This window comes from Lamprobacter modestohalophilus, from assembly GCF_016583905.1.
Taxonomy (GTDB): Bacteria; Pseudomonadota; Gammaproteobacteria; order Chromatiales; family Chromatiaceae; genus Lamprobacter; species Lamprobacter modestohalophilus.
On sequence record NZ_NRRY01000044.1, the window covers coordinates 26,607 to 44,313 of the forward strand.

A 17,707-nucleotide genomic window follows, 5' to 3' on the forward strand; every position below is an offset into this window, starting at 1 on the left:
ATCGGTGTTTGCGGGTGATACCCGGCCGCCAGGCGTGATCGAAGTTCAACGAAATCACGCAGCCCCAGCGATCATCGAGCGGTATCTTTGCGCGTGTGGAAGGTGGGTAGTCCCGGCTTGCAACCCGCAATACCTCAGCCAGGCGGGCTTTGGCGCCGGATTCGACCCGATTAGCCTGCATCTCTTGCTGCGGTTGCCAGCAGCCGTCCGGTTCACGGAATCCTTCCTGTATTGCCCGGCCGAGGAGCGTTTCCCATCGCAGTACGGGCGGCTGTTCCAGACTTGGACACGCCACCTGCATGCGCTCTGCCGTCGCGTCAATCAGGGCATGCCAGTCCCACAACACCTCTCGGTGATCGCATCGGACTCTGTCACCGAGCACATGGCGGTGGAATCCGCTGCCCAGGATCTTCGGCCAGCCAGTTTCCTGATGTAGGAGGCGCTTGACCGCCTCGGCGCCTCAAGGCGCGAGCAGTTCCAGCTCGCGTTGGGGCGGTGACTGCATGCCATGCACCAACTTGTGCCGGCAATGGCGCAGGCCGAAACGCAAGGGGGCGTCTTTGGCAGACTGGCACGGCAGCAAGGGCAGCTTGGCGTTGCGCATCAGGATATTCCAGGCATTGGAGCCGACCGCCTGATTGAAGGCCTGATCCAATGGCGGCAGACGGCGATGTTCGTGAAGCTGCTTCCGCCAGACAGGCTTCCAGGCCTCAGGTCCTTGAAGGGATCGCAGCGCCTGGTCGCGTTCCGCAGGGGTTGTCAATGGTCGCCAGCCACCCGATTCCCCGGTGACCCAGATTAGGCGCTGCAGATTGATTTCTCGCGCCAGGTGCCGGCGGATGACCTGCTCGATCACCTGGCAACTGACCACGACCAATTCCGGATAGAGTTGGTGCGCGGCCAGGTGGTCCAAGCGGGCGCTGAGTTGTTCGTAGGACCAACGCGTCAGGGGGTACACGATCGAAAAACTCCCCCGTTCTCAGGAGTTCTCAGGATGCTGGCAAACCACAGGCCCAGCGCATGCCGGGGATGCGGCAGGCACTGCGGACGATACGATGTTCTTGGCCGATACGAGTGACCAATCCACGCAAGCAGATGATCGATGCGACAAGGGTGACGGCCAGACCAATGAGTGTCGAGGGCCAGAGCGGTAGCAGTCGCGCGCCTAAGAACGCTAGCAAGGTGACTGGGAGCAGTAACAAGAGCAGTTTCCGGGTGGCGTCAGACCAAGCGAAGCCGGTTAGGCGTTGAGCAATGAAATATGCGCTAATCGTAACAACGATGTAAAGTATGAAGAAAGCGATCGACACGCCTTTAAGGCCTACGACGGCAAGGCCGATCCAAATGAGGGACAGATGCAAAAAATTCCAAAGAGTTTCCGCGACGAAGTACCAAACTCCTTTACCTAGCGCCAGCATCACGAATCCTAATGGCCAGGAGATGACGCGCCCAAGACAGCCGAGGACGAACCATTGCAGCAGGTCAGCCGCAGGTAGAAATTCTCCGGTATAAAAGATTCGGATGATCCAACCAGCAAGGCTAAGGGTTGCAAGCAGCCCTGGTACAGCTAGCAGTAACCCGATCTCGGTCTGTTCGTTAACTAATCGATTCATAGCGGCTGGGTCGTGGGAGGCTGCAGTCAGCCGCGGATAGTAATCCGCGCCCATGGCGCTAAGCACAAAACCGACGAACATTCCCGACAGGGCAAAAGCCGCGCTAAAGATGCCCACCGCCGACAGATCAATCTGTTGGGTGATAAGGGCGCGCGTCGCGAATGCGACCAAAGCTGCGATCAGGCTGGTCCACATAAAAACCATACCCAGCCGAAGCATCCCACCGGTCGCCCGGAGACTTGCAAGCCAAGTCATGCGGACAGAGGGTACTGCTACTCGTCGCGCGAAATATCCAGAGGCCAGCAGTTGAATCGCCGACATCAGCAGCAGCGCTGGAACGATCCCCCCCAAACCAAGCCATGCGTAGGCCCAAATAGCAATCAATGTGCCCGCCGCGGCGCCGATGATGTTGAGTCGGGCTAGATCGCCGATACGCCGCATTCCCTGGATCAGCGCCATCTGACCGCCCGCTAGATTGCCAAAGAGGATGACAAGTCCCAGCAGTGCAATCTCCAGCACATAATCGTCCGAGCCAAAGGTCCATTGGCTCAAGAGCGGGCTGAGCAGAGCCATTGCGACCGCACCCATTAATCCGGTTAGCCAACAGACCCGACGCAGGGAAAGCACCGTCCGACCAATGGCTTCTTGGTCGTCCCTGCCCACCGCCTGGGCAACATCCCGTACCGCACTCGACTGAATGCCCAAACCAGCGATGGTTCCAATCAAACCCTGTATGGCTGAGTAATTACCTAGCAAACCGATGCCAACGGGACCAATCAGGACGGCAGCAAACTTGACCCGAACCATACTCAGCAGCAGATTAATGCCTTGAGCACCACCAATGATAGAGGAGGACTTTAGTATTTGAGTGTATGATTTTTGTTGCACGCGACAGAACCCAAATTATCTTCTTGAACTCCCAAATTACAAATAATTCGCTATGTTCATAATTCCAATCAACGACTCCAGGATACATTTTCCCGTATGATCTTTGCCGGAGCGCCTCCCACCAGACAGCGCTCGGGTACTGACCCAATCACTAAGCTCTTAGCACCAACAATGCTACCTGCACCAATCTTAACCCCCTTCAATATAGATGCATCATGGCTGATCCATACGTTATCGCCGATCTGTACAGGCAGTACGTCCTCGGCACCATTTATCTTATGCCAGTCAGAGTCGGTGATGAATACACCCCAGGAAATTATGACGTCAGCACCTATCTCGACTCTACTTCTGACCATGATGATACTGTCGCAGGTGATTCCTGAACCAGTAGAATGTTTCCTTCCACCTAAAGACAGGGTCGCGCCATCCGACACTGCGATTTTCACACCCTGCCCAATAATGAAGTCACCTTCAATGGCGAATTTTGAACCTCTTCCAAGAGCAATTGAAATCGGGGCTGTTCCGTTTTGCCATGATTCAATTATCAAGTTCCCTTCAGTTACAACATTAGCCGATTTGACTGAGATCGTTAGCGGAACCAACTTACCACGAAATCGGACCACGATCGGCCACAACTTGCCGGTCAATCTTTTTGTATAGTAGGAAGAATAGAGACACGTCGTTATGAAAGCCAAAGGCCGCGAGCGAACAACGGAAAGGCAAAAATAGAGCGAACCATCCTTGTTCAACTTTCTCTTGAGAAATTTTTCTAGATATTTCATTTTGTGAAAGCTTATTCAAAGCGAAAGGAGAAGCACGACGAGCGCATCTATCGCTTCCCTATACTACTTTCGAAGCCTGTCCGATCGTTTTCACTCATGTACGCCAAGACGCAGCCGAACTGTTCGCGCGAGAGGTGTGGCCCCATCGGCAGACTCAGCACCTCGCCCGCCATGCGCGTTGCGATGGGATAGCGGCGATCATCGTACCCGGCATCGGCGTAACAGGGCTGCCGGTGCGGCGGGATGGGGTAATGGATCAGGCTGCCAATGCCGGCCTCGGTCAGTTGGCGCTGCAGGGTGTCGCGTTGCGGGTGTCGGATCACGAACAGGTGCCAGACGGGTTCGGCCCACTCGGGCACGACCGGCAGGGTCAGCGGGCTGTCGGCCAGGCCTTGCAGGTAGGCTTGGGCAAGGCCGCGGCGGCGGTCGTTCCAGGCATCCAGATGCCGCAGCTTGACGCCGAGAAAGGCGGCCTGCAGCGGGTCGAGCCGGCTGTTGTAGCCCTGCGCCTGGTTGACGTATTTCTCGCGCGAGCCGTAGTTGCGCAGCAGCCGCAGGCGTTCGGCCAGGTCGGCGTTGTTGGTGGTGACGGCGCCGCCATCGCCGAAGGCACCCAGGTTCTTACCTGGGTAGAAGCTCCAGGCGACGGCATCGCCGTGCGCGCCGATGCGCTTGCCCTTGTAGCGGGCGCCGTGGGCCTGTGCGGCGTCTTCGATGACCTTGAGCCCGTGCCGCCGGGCAATCGCTAGGATCGGGTCGAGATCCGCGGGCTGGCCGTAGAGGTGCACCGGGGTGATGGCGCGGGTGCGTGCTGTGATGGCCGCCTCGATGCGTGCCGGGTCGATGGTGTAGGTGGCCTCGATCGGCTCCACCGGCACCGGCGTGGCACCGGCGTGGGAGACGGCGTGCCAGGTGGCGATGAAGGTATGCGAAGGGACGATGACCTCGTCGCCAGGGCCGATGTCGCAGGCACGCAAGGCCAGATGCAAGGCATCGAGCCCACTGGCGACCCCGATGCCGTGGGCCGCCTCGCAGTAGGCTGCAAACTCGGTCTCGAAGCGCTCGACTTCTTCACCGAGGATGTACCAGCCGGAGGCCATGACGCGCTGATAGGCGGCGTCAAGCTCGTCTTTGAGCTCCTGGTAGGCCGCGCCGAGGTCAAGGAAAGGAACACTCATTCAGCGCCCCAGCGTGCACGCATGAACTCGGCGTAGTCACGGTAGTAGTCGATTTCGTCGTAGCGATTGGAGGCCAGCACCATGCAGACCGATCCGGAAGAAAAGTTATCCAATTCACGCCAGATCATTGGACAGACATAGAGGCCGTTGTAAGACCGGTTGAGGTGGTAACGGATCTTGTCTTTACCGTCATCGAGGACGATGTCGAAGCTGCCCGACATGGCGATAATGAGTTGCTGCAGCTCTTTGTGTGCATGCCCGCCGCGCTCGCCTCCTCCTGGCACGTCGTAGAGGTAGTAGACGCGTTGGATCTCAAAGGGGATATGGTTTTCACCTTCGATGAAGGTGAGGTTGCCCTGGGGATTGGCGATCTTGGGTAAGTCGATGATTTTGCAGTCACTGATAGACATAGTCGCTGCTTTATTTTGCTAGATCGATTCAGTTGGTGACTGTTACGCCAGCCGGGAGAAATTTGGCGTAGCACGTCCTTGAGGCCTGGATGGCTTCCAGACTCAGCGTGTAGAAGTAGTCGAGCGTTGTTTCTGCGGTGCGCTTGGCGCCGAAGCGTTCGTGGAACTGCCAGACGCGCTCATTGCCCTTGCGGACATCGAAATGGGCGGCGGTAAAGCCGAGATGGTCGACGGCGTAGGCGTAGACCATGAGCGCGGATTCCATGGCTGCCTGTGATGGCCGGCCATCTTTCAGGATCCAGGAACCCCAGCAGAAACTGTTGTCTATTGCGTCGTATAGACGAACGGTGCCGATAGGCTCACTCTGATACTCGATGATGAAATAGGCTTGATCGGTCGCTTGCGAATAGCTTTGTAACCATTTCTGCTGTGCGCTCAGATCCGATGACGTCGTGCTGAGGTAGCGTGATTTCTTTTCATCCGTGCGTAGTGAGAGGATGAAGGCGGCGTCTTCGGCGTTAGCGTCTCGAAATACGAGCGTTTTCCCCTTGACCTGCTGTGCCTTTTGGATCTTCGGGAGCTGTGTCGGCAGCTGGTTAGCGGTCATGATTCGCCCTTCACTCTGCCGACAATACTGGCGCCTTTATCGACTAAGGCTTTGTCATGAATGAACGCAGTGGCATTGATCATAGGGCTCGGCTCATTTCTGCGTTTTGTTTTGCAAAACGAAGACGACAACCGTTGTTTTCGTCTGGCGGTGCTAATCGCGCAGCAGCAGGCATCGCCCGTTCGGCGATCACCGGGCGGGTACTGTTTTGATAGCGATGATGTGGTTTGCTTTTCAGCGAGGCCAGGCGTGCTTTTGCAGCACCGGTAGCTTCTCTTTCAGCAATTGAACTGAGCTATTGAGCGGTCAGTCGATCAGGCCGTCGGCTTGCGCCTCGGCAAGCAGCTGCTCTAGCTCGACCTTGAGGGCGTCGTATTCGGCCTGTTTGCGCTTGAGGAAGCGCGCGGTGATGCGGGCCTTGGCGTCGATGCCTTCTGGGGTGAGCAGATAGGCGTAGGCCAGCTTGTTCTTGCTGGTGCGAAAGTTCTCGGCCTTGACTAGGCCACGCGCGATGAGGGCGCGCAGGCAGTAGTTGGTCTTGCCCAGGCTGATGCCGAGCGCGCGCGCCAGTTGGCGTTGGCTCAGGCGTGGGTTGGCTTGCAGCTGGCGCAGGGCCTGGAAGGTGAGGTCGTCGGTGAGCGCTTTTGCAGTGTGCTTGTTTGCGTCAGGCACGCTGCCGCCCTGCTCTGCTTGTCAGTCGCATGCTGCGTTGGGGAAGCGTTCTGTTAGGCCATAGCTGCCGCAGTGCCCCGATTGATCTTTTTTGGGACATTGGCCGGTGCTTGGGCACCTTGGCTGGATTGTGTTGGCGAGTGGGTTCATCAATGAACGCACTGCGTGATTAAAGCATTTCTGCTTGCTGTTGGCAAGGGGGTGTTGCGCCAAAAGCGTGGTCTTCGCTGTTTCGCCTCTGTTTCGCACTTTGTTTTTGCTGCGAGGTTGCTTTCCCTGGACTGGTTTCCGGCTTCCCGGCCGGAATGACGGAGCATCGGGAATTGCGGGCGAAGATTTTGGGCGGTCTGGCTTGGACCACGGGAGGACAGCGTTCTTAGCGCTTAGTGCTTAGAGCCGCACATCCGCCCCGTCTGCTGGCAGCACATATTTCAGGTCGTAAAGTACATGCTCGGCTTTGCCGAAGGCTCTTAGCCCTTGTTGGCCTAGCGCCTTGAACTGATCATGCGCGACGGCAACGATGACGGCGTCGTAAGCCCCCTGTGCGGGCTGCGCGGTCAACTCGATTCCATACTCATCCCGCGCCTCCTCTGCTGAGGCCCAGGGGTCGTGGACATCGACTTGGCACTGATAGTCTTTCAGCTCGTCGATGATGTCTACTACCCGCGTGTTGCGCAGGTCCGGGCAGTTTTCCTTGAAGGTGAGGCCGAGTACGAGCAGCCGGCTGTCGCCAATGGGAATGCGCCGGCGTGTCATGGCCTTGATCAGTTGCCCGACCACGTAGGCGCCCATGGCGTCGTTGAGGCGCCGCCCGGCGAGGATGATCTCGGGATGGTAGCCGATGGCCTGGGCCTTGTGCGTCAGGTAGTAGGGATCGACGCCGATGCAGTGGCCGCCGACCAGGCCGGGGCGGAACGGGAGGAAGTTCCATTTGCTGCCGGCGGCTTCGAGCACCGCCTGGGTGTCGATGTTGAGGCGGTTGAAGATGATCGCGAGCTCGTTGATCAGCGCGATGTTGAGATCCCGCTGGGTGTTTTCGATGACCTTGGCGGCTTCGGCTACCGCGATGCTCTCGGCCTTGTGGGTACCGGCGGTGATGATCGCGCGGTAGAGGGCGTCGACCTGCTCGGCAATGGCGGGCGTGGAACCAGCGGTGACTTTTTTGATGGTGGTTAGGCGGTGTGCCTTGTCACCGGGGTTGATGCGCTCTGGGCTGTAGCCGCAGAAGAAGTCGCGGTTGTAGGTCAGGCCAGAATGGTGCTCGAGCACCGGTACGCAGTCTTCCTCGGTGCAGCCGGGGTAGACGGTGGATTCGTAGATGACCAGGTCGCCGGGCTTGAGCGCCTGGCCGACGCTGGCGCTGGCCTTGAGCAGCGGGTTTAGGTCCGGCCGCTTGTAGGCGTCGATCGGCGTGGGCACGGTGACGATGAAGATTCTGCAGGCGCGCAGGGCCTCGGGGTCGCTGGTGTATTGGAGCTGTTGTGCTTCGGCGAGGTCCTCTGGGGTGGTCTCGCGGGTGCTGTCGGTGCCGGCTTGCAGCTCGGCGACGCGGCCGGGGTTGATGTCGAAGCCGATGACCGGGCGCTGTTTACCGAATTCGACCGCCAGCGGAAGGCCGACGTAGCCCAGGCCGATGATGGCGATGGGGGTGCTTGGGTCAGTAAGGTACGCGTAGGTCGGGTCCATGGGACTGGTTCCTTGATGAGCCATAGCTGCCGCACTGCCCCGATTGATCTTTTTGGGACATTGGCCGGTGCTTGGGCACCTTGGCTAGATTGTATTGCCGAGTGGGTTCATTAATGAACGCACTGCGTTATTTGACCATCTCCGCCCGCTGATGGCAAGGGGCTATGGCCCTTAAAGCGTGCTCAGCCGGTCGCGGCTTTTAGCGCGCGCTCGAAGCGCGCTAGGGCCTGCGGGTGCGGTTGCAGCAGGCGGCGAATCATGGCTTGCACGCGCGGGCGTTCGGCCGCCCAGGCGCTAATGGCGCGGTTGTCTGCATAGGGGATCAGCAGGTTGGTGCGCAGTGCGCTGAGCAGTTCGGGGGTCCATTGCATCGGGCAGCGCACGGCTAGCGCTAGGCGGTAAACGGCCAAGGTTGGCTCGACCGGCGCCACGCGGAAGGATTGCGTCAGGGCGGCCATGGCTGCGGAACAGTCGCCGGGCGGGGTCTGCTGGAGGTCGGCTAGATAGGCCCAGCCGTGTGCCTGAACCGGTTCTTGGATCAGACTGGCAGTGATGGCTTGGCGGATGGCGCGATCGCGCTGCGTGCGCTGCTCTGGGTCGTCCGGCGGCACCCGGCGCAGCAGCCAGGCGGCGGCCAGGCGGCGCCATTCCTGCGCACCGCGGCGCTCGGGCGGGATCTGCTTCAGGCGCTGGATGGCCTCGCGCAGGTAGCCCTGGCCGTGCTCGGGCGCACGGAACTGTGATTGGCGTTTTTCGTAGTAGCTGTTGGCTGGGATGCGGCTCAGTTGGTTAAGCAGTTGGTTGCCGGCCAGTAGCAGCAATGCAAGGGCGGTGATGAGCGCGAGCGCAGTGACCAGGCTGTCGCGCCCGGTCCAGCTGGCGGCGCGGCCCGGTGCAGGCGCATCGATGCGCTCAGGGTCAATTGGTGTAATAGGTGCCATAGCGGCCGTAGTAGCTCGCGTAGTCGCCGTAGCCGTAGTAGGCGTGCTTCTTTACGTCCACTTGGGTCAGCACCACCCCACCCTCCGGTGCATGCGCCTTGCGCAATAGGTCCAGACTGCTCTTGACGGCATCGCGCGGTGTCGATTCCCATTGCACGAGGAGGATGGCGGCGTCCACATAGCGAGTCAGCACCAGGGCATCGGCCACCGCCAGCAGCGGTGGTGTGTCGATGAGGATGAGGTCGTAGCTGTCAGTGGCCTCGTGCAGCAGGCGCTGCATGTTTTCGGATTGCAGCAAGGTCTGTGGGTGCTCTACCTTGCCGCCGGCGGTGATCAGGTCCAGGCCGCTGTCCGGCTCGGTGTACACGCAGCGGCGCCAGTCCGCGACCTCGCCCGTGAGGTAGTCCGAGATGGGCGGAACCTCAGCCGTCGCATCATTGCTGTACAGCGTCTTGTGGATACGCCCGCGGCGCAGGTCAGCCTCCAGCAGCAGGATGCGGTTGTTGCCGGCTAGGGCCAGCAGGCGCGCCATGCTGAGGCAGAAGGTGGTCTTGCCTTCGCCGCTGATCGATGAGGTCACCAGCAGCCGTTTGGGCTTGTCGCCGCTGGCGCTGGCGTGGGTGATGGCGGTGTAGACCGTGCGCAGGGCCTCGCCGTAGGAGGACGCGGGCTTCTTCAGCACGTATTGCGAGGGTGTGCGACCGCGCAGCTTTAGGGAGCTGAGCTTGGGCACCATGCCCAGGCTGCGCATGCGCAGTGCCCGTTCCAGCTGCTCCGGGGTGCGATAGCCGTTGTCCAGCTTCTCCAGCAGGAACGCGAGGCCAATGCCGGCGCCCAGCGAGAGGATCAAGGCGATGATCAGTGACCGCCGACTGTTCGGGAAGGTCTGGGCGCCGGGCTGCGCATCGGAGAGGATACGGGCGTCGGGCTTTTGCAGACCATCCTGAGTGCTGACCTCCTTGAAGCGGTTGATGAAGGTCTCGAGCAGCAGGCGGCTGGATTCGGCCTCGCGCTCGAGCTCGCGCAGCTCGATGCGCGAGCCTTCCAATTCGGCCTTCTTGGCCTGCAGTTCTTGCAGGGTGGCGCTCAGACCTTCGACCCGTGCCTGGGACAGCTCGACCTCGCTCTCGACGCTCTTGGCGATCTTGTCGATCTCGGTGCTGATGGAGCGGCGAATGTCGCGCAGCTCGGTGCGGACGTTGATCACCTCTGGATGCCTGCTGCCGTAGCGCTCGGAGAGCTCGGCGGCCTTGCGTCGGATGTCGGCCTCCTGCTCGCTCAGACGTTGGATCATGGGCGCGCTCATGACCTCGCCCAGGGCTCCAATGTCGGCTGGGCCACTGGTCTGGATCTGGCGGTAGCGGGCCTTGGCATCGGCCAGTTGGGTCTTGGCGGCGACCAGGTCGGTGTTGAGCTTGGAGAGCTGCTGCTCGCTGATGGTGCCTTGGCCGCCGGACTCGATGATCGAATGCTCCTCGCGATAGGCCTGGACCGCGCGCTCGGCGGCGACCACGCGTTGGCGCAGCTCGGTGATACGAATACTGAGCCAGTCGGTGGCGCGCTGGGTGGCCTCGAACTTGGCCTCGAGCTGGTCGTCCAGATAGACCTGCGCCAGGGTGTTGGCGAGCCGCGCGGCGGTTTGCGGGTTCTCGGACTCGAACGCGATCTTGATGGTGTACGCCATGCGCGGGCTGCTGACGCGCAGCGCACTGCTGACCCGGCCGATGACACCAGCGCGCTGGCGTTGTTCGCGCTCGGCTTCGCTCAGCGGCTCGGGCGGTTCTTGCAGCCCCAGCGCCATGAGCCAATCCGAGGAGAGATAGGTGCGCGGGTCGATCAGTCGCAGCAGGGAGCTGTCCTCGCGCAGGGCCGGGTTGAACTCGGGGTCGCGCGTTAGGTTCAGCCGGTCGACGAGCTGGCTGATCAGCCGGCGCGATGAGATGACCTCAATCTCGGTCTGAATGACGCTCTCGTTGGCCGAGAGTCCGGAGATCACCGCCTGGATGTCGACGACGGCCTCGCTGCGGAACTGGAGCGTCAGCAGGGTCGAGGCGGTGTACCGGGGCGTGAGCTGGATCTGATAGATGAACGCCAGCAGGTAGATGAACAGGGCCGTGCCGAGGATGACGTAGCGGCGGCGCCAGAGGACACTCAGCAGTGCGCGTAGGTCGAGGCCTTCGTCCTCTTCGGTTGGGCTCAGGGTGGTGTTCGGGCCCACCGGGATCTGGTAGGCGGGATAGGGCTGACTCCCTGGAGGCAGCGCGTTGCGTCCATTATCCATGCGATTTATCCATGCGATGCCTAGAAGAAGCGCTGCTTGACGGTGATGATGTCGTCTGGGAAGACCGGGGTGGTGTTTTGGATCGAGCGCATGACCTTGCCGTTGCGCTGGATCTCGATCTTTTGCTTGGCCGCCCGCGCGGTGAAGCCGCCGGCGATGGCGACCGCATGCAGCACGGACATATCGGCAACGTAGGGATAGCTGCCCGGACTCTTGACCTCGCCGATGATGAAGAAGGGGCGGTAGCCGAGGATCTCGATGGCGACGTTCGGGTCGCCGATGAAGCCGGCACGCAGGCCCTGCTCTACCAGGTCTTCGGCCTCAGGCAGGGTGCGGCCGCCGACCTTGACTGGCTCGATGAGCGGCATCGAGACCGAACCGTTGGCGCTGACGATGTATTCGCCCGAGAGATAGGGCTCAGCGAAGACGGTGATGCGCAGCTTGTCGCCGGGGCCCAGCTGGTAGTCCGCGCCTTGGGCCGGCAGCAGTTGGGGCATTGCGAGCAGCAGCAGCCCGAGCCACAGCACGAGGCCGAGTCGCTGCAATCGGTGCTTAGGGCATGCTGGAATGGTCATGCGTTCTGTCTCTCCATGATATTCGGTGATCAAAAGCTCAGCCGCAGGCCGAGGTAGGCGGTGTTTTTGTCGTAGCCGGCGCTGTCGACGTTGCTGTCACGCTGGCGATAGCTGTATTCGGCCTCGATGGCCAGGAACCGCATCAGCGCGTACTCGAGCCCCAGGCTGAGGCCGTAATCGTGGTCCTCGCGGGTGGCGCCTTCGTAATCGCTGAGGTTGTAATCGAGCCCAGCGCTGACCACAAGTTGGCTGAGCAGTTGGTGCTCCAGACCGAGCGTGCCGAAGGTGCTGACGATGGACGAGGCGCCGGCCTCGGTGGTCTCGTAGGAGCGGCGCAGCAGGGTGGCCGTGACCGAGGTGAGGCGCGTCGGGTTCCATTGGACGTCGGCGCCCAGGATGATGGCCTTGCTACCGCTGAGGTCGTCCAGGCTGGGGTCGGCAAAGTTGCGCTGGTGGTAGCCCAGGTTCAGGCCGATGACCCAGAGTTCGCTGATGGTCTTGCTGGCGTTGAGGTCGATGGTCAGGCCGTTGTTGTCGCGGTCCGGCCCGCCGAATTGGGCGGCGTCGTCGTAGTCGGTGTCCTCATAGCCGAGGCTGAGCGAGGCGCTGGTCTGCGGGAACGGCTGGTAGCCGAGGGTGATCGCATAGCCGCTGTCGGTACGGTCGCGATCGGAATTGTTGATGGTGCCGCCACCGACAGCCTCGCTATTCGAGTAGGTCAGGCGCTTCATCGTGCCGCTCAGGCTGAGGGTGAAGATGCTGAGGTCGCGCGAGAGCACGAGGCCGGCCTGGCGTTGGTCGAACCTCAGCGGCTCGGCCGAGGCATCGAGGTTATCGGGCGAAGTCCGTGGCGTCTGTGCATGGCGATACAGCAGGTCGGTGGTGAGCCGGGTGCCGGCCCAGACATCGAACACGGTGGTATTGGCGATGGAGTAGTCGCGCCGGTTCTCGTCTGGGTTCTCTTGGTAGAAACCGAAGCTGCCGTCGAGCTTGAACGCGGTCTGATGACGGTTCCAATCCGAGGCTAGGGTGATGGCCGGGTCGATGTCGGTGATGAAATCATCGACCTTGTCATCGGGCGTGGCGAAGATGTTGTCGTCGTAGGTCTGGCCGATGTTGACGACTGGCGTCATCAGCCAGGCGCCTAGGCGCAGAGAGCCGATGCCCCGGGCCTCCAGCGGGCGCAGCGCGTCGCTGACGTCAAAGGCGATGTCGCCGGCTGAGTCTTGTGCCTGGGCGGCAGAGATGCTCAGGCCTTGCACCGCAACAGCCATGACGATCGAGGTTGAGATGAGGGCTCGCATCGGTATCGTCTCGCGTGATTACGTTAGCGGGGGGCTGCGGTGCTGATGATCGAGCTGCCACCGCCGCCTTGGTCGCCGGTGATGGCCAGCGTGCTGACCTGGTCAGCGGCTTCTCCAAGGCCGGTGTCGTCCCCTACCCCGTCTTCATCGCCCGCTGCGTCGTCCGCCTCATCGTCTCCAGCGGCAGGGATGACATCGGCCAGATCAGCTTGGATGTTGGCCAGCTCTTCGGCCTCGGCGACGCGCTCGTTGAAGTCCGGCACTGCGGCACTGACGGCGTCGTTGGTCTGGGCGAACTGGACCGCCTGCTCGGCGACCTCGGTCCCTGTGAGGGTGAGGCCTTGGCTCTCGGCCGAGCGCTTCGCTAGCGTGACCACGCCCACCACATCCGCCAGGGCCTGCCCAACGCCAGCGGGATCGGCTTCAGCAACCCCGGGATAGGTCAGTACGCGGCTCGCTGCCTGAGAGAGGTCGACCGCCGCCTGCGGGTTGTCGATAGCCAGTGCTAGCGCGCGGGCGACCACGGCACGTGCGGCAACGGCGGCATCGGCGGGTACGTTCACCGCCAGTCCATCGAGCGCTCCTTGCAGAGCGTTGATCTGCTCCGGTCCTGGGTTCTCACCTAGGGCCTCGGCGAGGACCTCCTCTAGGTTTCCATCGGCGATGGCCTGGCTCAGGATCTCGGGCGTAATGAGGCCGACCAGGGCCTGCTCAGTTCCAGCAGCTTCGGCCTGGGTGCTGACAGATGCAGCGCTTGGTGACTCTGTTTCGAGCATGGGCTGGACTTGGGCGCTGGTGTAAGCGCCAAAGGACATCAGCGTGCTCAGAAGCGGAACTGCGATGCGGGGGTTCTTCATTGAGGCACCTTGGTTCTTGCGGTGACCGGGAGTGTCAAAGTGGCTGCATTATCTAATGGAAGGCGCTCCGATAAAAATGAAGAACGATGAAGATGCCTGCGTGATTCAGGGTCAATCATTCAGGAATCAGTCATCATTCAGGGTCAGTTATTCCGTTATAAGGAGTCGTTCAATGCTTAGCCCCGCTGTCTTGTCCTTCCCCCCCCCGCGCCGTCGGCAGGCGCCGACACGCGGTTTGTCGTTTTGGCTGTTGGCGGCGCTGCTGGTATTCAGCCCGCTGCCCTTCGGCAGTGTCTATGCCGTGTGGCCGGCGCTCTACGGGGTGGTGGTGGCGCTGGCTGTGGCGTCCTTCGTGCTGCAGCGCTGGCACCGCGAGCGCGGCATCACCCTGCCACAACCGTCGGTGGTAGCGGCCAGTGCGCTGGCGCTAGGGGTGATTCTGTGGGGCATCGTGCAGAGCTTGCCGGGGCTGTTCCCGGGGCTCGAGCATCCGGCCTGGGCGCAGACGCGCGGGCTGCTGGAATACCCGGAGCTGGCCGGGGCGTTGTCGCTGGTGCCGGAGCGCTCGCTGCAGGTGGCGACTCACTTCCTGACCTTCCTGGTGTTCGCATGGCTGGCGTTCTGGTTGTGTCGGCGCGGCCGCAACCGGGAGTTATTGCTGCGCTTGTTCATCGCGGCGCAGACTAGCTATGCGGTCTATGGGCTGGTGGTCTATTTCTCCGGGTTCGGGTCCTTTCTCTGGTTCGATGACATCGGCGCTGCCAATCTGGTGCGCTCCACCTTCATCAACCGGAATAACTATGCAACCTATGTTGGGCTCGGCACCTTGGCGGCGCTGGCGTTGATCCTGCGCTATCTGCGCCAATTGGCCAGCCGCGAGACGGATCAGCGTGCGCGGTTGCGAAGCTTCATCGAGGATGTAAGCACCACTGGTTGGCTGCTGGTGATTGCCACTGTGGTCTGCTTTCTGGCGCTGTTGCTGAGCGAGTCGCGCATGGGGTTGGTGGCCTTCCTGGCCGGGCTGACAGTGCTGTTGCTGGGTTGGAGTCTGCGCTTGCCGGCGGGTCGCACGCGGACACTCGGGCTGGCGCTGGTGAGCCTGCCGCTGATGTTGCTGGCGCTGAACCTGTTACTGAGTGGGGATCAGACCATGGCGCGCTTTGCGCATCTGTTCGAGAACGGCGACCTGCGCTTCGAAGGGTATGCGCTGATGCAGGAGGCGATCGATGAGCGGCCGCTGCTCGGCTATGGGCTGGGGAGCTTCGAGTCGGCATTCCGGCTGGTACGTGACGAGACCATTCCGGCGATCCTTCGACGCGGCCATAACGATTACCTGGAGCTGGTGATGGAGCTCGGCTGGCCTGCCACCATTGCGTTGCTGGGGGCGTTCGGGCTGTTGTTGGGCACGGCATTGGTGATGAGCGCGCAGCGCCAGGAGTTCGAGCTGGCGCTGTTGTTCGTGGCCGCAACGGTGCAGGTGGGCCTGCACTCGCTGGCGGATTTCAGCATGCAGATGCCGGCGGTGGTGCTGGCTTATCTGTTCCTGGCCGGCGCGGCGTTCGGGAGTGCGCCGCTGCGGCCAGGCCAATCACACTAGCCATAGCAGGCGCTGATCTGGCGCTGGGGAACGCTGACGGTGACCTTGCGATGGAGTAGCTCGATGAGCAGGTTGGCACGTTGCTCACCCTGCGGCGCCTGAAAGATGGCGTTGAGGCCGGCGAAGGGGCCGTCGAGGATGCGTACCTCTTGGCCGGCCTGTAGCTCGCTGGGGTCGGCGTTCGATGCACAGCGCTGGGCGATGGCGTCGATGAGGTGGTCACCGACCGGGACCGGCTCACCACCAAAGGCGACTAGGCGCGTTACGCCGCGGGTGGAGCGCACCGGGGCCCAGTTGTCCACCCAGCGCTGTAGGCGGATGAAGAGATAGTTCGGGAACAGCGGCTCCTCGACGAAGCAGCGCTGCTTGCGCCGGATGCGCTCGACGGTGATGCGCGGCAGAAACACCTGGTAACCCTGCTGCTCGAGGCAGCTCTGGGCGCGCTCGGCCTGACGCGGCTTGCTCTGGACGATGTACCAACGCGGTTGATGATGCGGAGACATGTGCATGGGATGAAGGCTCGTCTTGTCTTTGCGGATCACAGCACTGTTTGCAGCGCAAGGCGCCGCTGGAGGCGGCGGCGATAACGCACGCTGTAGACGCGGGGGACACGGGTCTGCATCAGCACATAGCCGGCGAAGACGAGCAGTGCGGCGTAGAACAGCACCGGTTCTGGCACGCCCAGATGCCAGACCACGAGGGCGACGGTCGCGAATAGACTGGCTATTGCCAGGATGACGGCTAGGGCAACCCGGGAGTGGCCGAGGACGCGGGTGAGCTTGTGATGCAAATGGCTGCGGTCGGCCTTGAACGGGGAGCGCTTGCGCAGCATGCGCCAGCTCATGACGTTGAAGACATCGAGCAGGGGGATGGCAACCAGCCATAGGGCGATGACCGGTGCCAGCCTGGATGCTGCAGCGGTATCGCCTACTGCGGCGGCCTCTGCTGGCTGAGTGGCGCTAATCAAGGCCCAAGCAACGAGGTAGCCGAGGAGCATGCTGCCTGCGTCGCCCAGGAATATCTTTTTCTGGCGCAATCTGCCAATGCCGAGGTTGCACGCCAGGTATGGCAGCAGTGCGGCGCAGACGATGGGCAGCAGGAAGGCGCCGCCCGTGGAGCAAGTCGGGTCGGCGATACACAAGCTGACCAGCGCGATCAAGGCGAGTCCGCCTGAGAGGCCATCGATGCCGTCGATCATGTTGAAGGCGTTGATGAGGCCGACGACGGCGATGACTGAAAACGGCAACGAGAATGCGCCCAGGTCGATGGGACCGAGGCCGAGCAAGTCGCCGAGGTTGGTGACCTTGACGCCGGCGCCCAACACGAGGATGAGGGCGGCCGCGGCCTGGGCGAGGAATCTGAGCTGGTAATCGAGGTTGAAGCGGTCGTCGAGGCCGCCGACGACGACCAACAACGCGGCGCCCAAGAGGGCAATACCGCTCGGCTCGGATGCAGGCGCGATGAGCATGTAGGCGGCCAGTAGACCGGCGGCAATACTCAAACCGCCGATGGTGGGGATCGCGCGCTGGTGGAGCTTACGCCAACTGCCGGGGTGATCGATCAGCCCGAGGCGCGGAGCCAGCGGGTGCAGCGCATAGATGACAGTCAGGCTGGTGCCAGCAGCCGCGAATGCACCTAGTGCAATGTTTAGATTCTGCATCGGTGTCACATCCTTAAATAAGGTGAGCGTTACGGTTGTACTACCGTCTTCTCATGGACCGTGCAGAATGGATGAGTTGCTGCACAAACCGGAGATTCATAGTAGGACACTGACTGCATTATGCGCTGTGCCTACTCGGTTTTGGTGCAACAACTCTTGTGAAAATATTAAAGAAGTGTGTAGCGCTTATTCTCCAAATCTTTATAAATCTTAATAAATCCGATGGGCCCTCTTCAGGTCACCTCCGAATCTTCATAAAACTTAATAAATTCGATAGGTCTTCTTCAGGTCGCCCAAAAATCGCCGCTCCGCTGAGGAAGCTTTTTTAATCATATTCAGATAAGGATGAGCAAGAAGGTTTTGATGAAGAAGTATTAACGAGCCTACTCGCCCAGCCACTCCGTTTCGCGCTGAACCAGCAGCTAGTGCTCTGCTGTGAAAATCCTAATACCGACCAGCCAATCAAGCCGCGAGTGGCTTCCCGGTATAGGTCCAGCGAAACGGCTTGGCCAGCTTGTCGTTGAAGAAATCAATGAAGTTGGCGAGTTTCTCATGAAGATCATCGACCGAGAGGAAGTTACCGCGGCGGATCACTTTGCGCGCCAAGATGGAGAACCACATCTCGATCTGGTTCAGCCAAGAGGCATGCTTGGGCG

The 17,707-nt window shown here is 61.2% G+C and carries 17 protein-coding genes and 1 pseudogene; 2 read left to right on the forward strand and 16 right to left on the reverse strand.

The window, feature by feature from the left end:
* Nucleotides 1–193 precede the first annotated feature (193 nt).
* Nucleotides 194–436 carry a hypothetical protein gene (locus CKO42_RS19810; protein WP_200247823.1) on the forward strand — a complete coding sequence of 81 codons (243 nt, stop codon included), beginning with the start codon at nucleotides 194–196 and terminating at the stop codon, nucleotides 434–436.
* 24 nt (nucleotides 437–460) lie between these two features.
* On the opposite strand, the gene CKO42_RS19815 is transcribed toward CKO42_RS19810, so the two are convergent.
* The 13 genes from CKO42_RS19815 to CKO42_RS19875 form a co-directional block, all read right to left on the reverse strand.
* Nucleotides 461–958, reverse strand: a complete 498-nt coding sequence (locus CKO42_RS19815; RefSeq protein WP_200247825.1) for a hypothetical protein — start codon at nucleotides 956–958, stop codon at nucleotides 461–463.
* A 31-nt stretch (nucleotides 959–989) separates the two neighbouring features.
* Nucleotides 990–2,501, reverse strand: a complete 1,512-nt coding sequence (locus CKO42_RS19820) for an oligosaccharide flippase family protein (RefSeq protein WP_200247827.1) — start codon at nucleotides 2,499–2,501, stop codon at nucleotides 990–992.
* A gap of 68 nt (nucleotides 2,502–2,569) precedes the next feature.
* On the reverse strand, nucleotides 2,570–3,283 hold the full coding sequence (locus tag CKO42_RS19825; RefSeq protein ID WP_200247829.1) for an acyltransferase: 714 nt from the start codon (nucleotides 3,281–3,283) through the stop codon (nucleotides 2,570–2,572).
* 47 nt (nucleotides 3,284–3,330) lie between these two features.
* A complete protein-coding gene (locus CKO42_RS19830; protein ID WP_200247831.1) occupies nucleotides 3,331–4,461 on the reverse strand; it encodes a DegT/DnrJ/EryC1/StrS family aminotransferase in 1,131 nt (376 codons plus the stop codon).
* On the reverse strand, nucleotides 4,458–4,871 hold the full coding sequence (locus CKO42_RS19835) for a sugar 3,4-ketoisomerase (RefSeq protein ID WP_200247833.1): 414 nt from the start codon (nucleotides 4,869–4,871) through the stop codon (nucleotides 4,458–4,460). Before CKO42_RS19835 ends, CKO42_RS19830 begins: the two co-directional genes overlap by 4 nt.
* Nucleotides 4,872–4,899: 28 nt before the next feature.
* The gene (locus CKO42_RS19840; protein WP_200247835.1) at nucleotides 4,900–5,478 is read right to left on the reverse strand and encodes a GNAT family N-acetyltransferase; all 579 of its coding nucleotides are present in this window, start codon (nucleotides 5,476–5,478) and stop codon (nucleotides 4,900–4,902) included.
* Nucleotides 5,479–5,784: 306 nt separating this feature from the next.
* Nucleotides 5,785–6,150: a MarR family EPS-associated transcriptional regulator gene (locus CKO42_RS19845; RefSeq protein ID WP_200247837.1), complete on the reverse strand. Its 366-nt coding sequence runs from the start codon at nucleotides 6,148–6,150 to the stop codon at nucleotides 5,785–5,787.
* Between the two features lie 390 nt (nucleotides 6,151–6,540).
* A complete protein-coding gene (gene tviB, locus CKO42_RS19850; RefSeq protein WP_200247839.1) occupies nucleotides 6,541–7,836 on the reverse strand; it encodes a Vi polysaccharide biosynthesis UDP-N-acetylglucosamine C-6 dehydrogenase TviB in 1,296 nt (431 codons plus the stop codon).
* A gap of 182 nt (nucleotides 7,837–8,018) precedes the next feature.
* Nucleotides 8,019–8,777 carry a hypothetical protein gene (locus CKO42_RS19855; RefSeq protein WP_200247840.1) on the reverse strand — a complete coding sequence of 253 codons (759 nt, stop codon included), beginning with the start codon at nucleotides 8,775–8,777 and terminating at the stop codon, nucleotides 8,019–8,021.
* Nucleotides 8,755–11,058 carry a GumC family protein gene (locus tag CKO42_RS19860; RefSeq protein ID WP_200247842.1) on the reverse strand — a complete coding sequence of 768 codons (2,304 nt, stop codon included), beginning with the start codon at nucleotides 11,056–11,058 and terminating at the stop codon, nucleotides 8,755–8,757. Before CKO42_RS19860 ends, CKO42_RS19855 begins: the two co-directional genes overlap by 23 nt.
* A 20-nt stretch (nucleotides 11,059–11,078) precedes the next feature.
* Entirely contained in the window at nucleotides 11,079–11,633 is a 555-nt protein-coding gene (locus CKO42_RS19865) for a polysaccharide biosynthesis/export family protein (RefSeq protein WP_200247845.1), read from the reverse strand.
* Nucleotides 11,634–11,662: 29 nt separating this feature from the next.
* Entirely contained in the window at nucleotides 11,663–12,937 is a 1,275-nt protein-coding gene (locus CKO42_RS19870; protein ID WP_200247848.1) for an outer membrane beta-barrel protein, read from the reverse strand.
* Nucleotides 12,938–12,960: 23 nt separating this feature from the next.
* On the reverse strand, nucleotides 12,961–13,752 hold the full coding sequence (locus CKO42_RS19875; protein ID WP_200247851.1) for a hypothetical protein: 792 nt from the start codon (nucleotides 13,750–13,752) through the stop codon (nucleotides 12,961–12,963).
* Between the two features lie 214 nt (nucleotides 13,753–13,966).
* Here CKO42_RS19875 and CKO42_RS19880 point away from each other — a divergent pair, with 214 nt between their 5' ends.
* Complete coding sequence (locus CKO42_RS19880) at nucleotides 13,967–15,391, forward strand: O-antigen ligase family protein (RefSeq protein WP_200247853.1); 1,425 nt, start codon at nucleotides 13,967–13,969, stop codon at nucleotides 15,389–15,391.
* Here the strand turns inward: CKO42_RS19880 and rfaH are convergent.
* The 3 genes and pseudogenes from rfaH to CKO42_RS19895 all read right to left on the reverse strand — a co-directional run.
* The gene (gene rfaH, locus CKO42_RS19885; protein WP_200247856.1) at nucleotides 15,388–15,900 is read right to left on the reverse strand and encodes a transcription/translation regulatory transformer protein RfaH; all 513 of its coding nucleotides are present in this window, start codon (nucleotides 15,898–15,900) and stop codon (nucleotides 15,388–15,390) included. The genes CKO42_RS19880 and rfaH overlap by 4 nt on opposite strands.
* Nucleotides 15,901–15,929: 29 nt before the next feature.
* Nucleotides 15,930–17,051, reverse strand: a complete 1,122-nt coding sequence (locus CKO42_RS19890) for an undecaprenyl-phosphate alpha-N-acetylglucosaminyl 1-phosphate transferase (RefSeq protein WP_200247859.1) — start codon at nucleotides 17,049–17,051, stop codon at nucleotides 15,930–15,932.
* Between the two features lie 462 nt (nucleotides 17,052–17,513).
* A pseudogene (locus CKO42_RS19895) lies at nucleotides 17,514–17,707 on the reverse strand (IS630 family transposase); the annotation flags it as partial.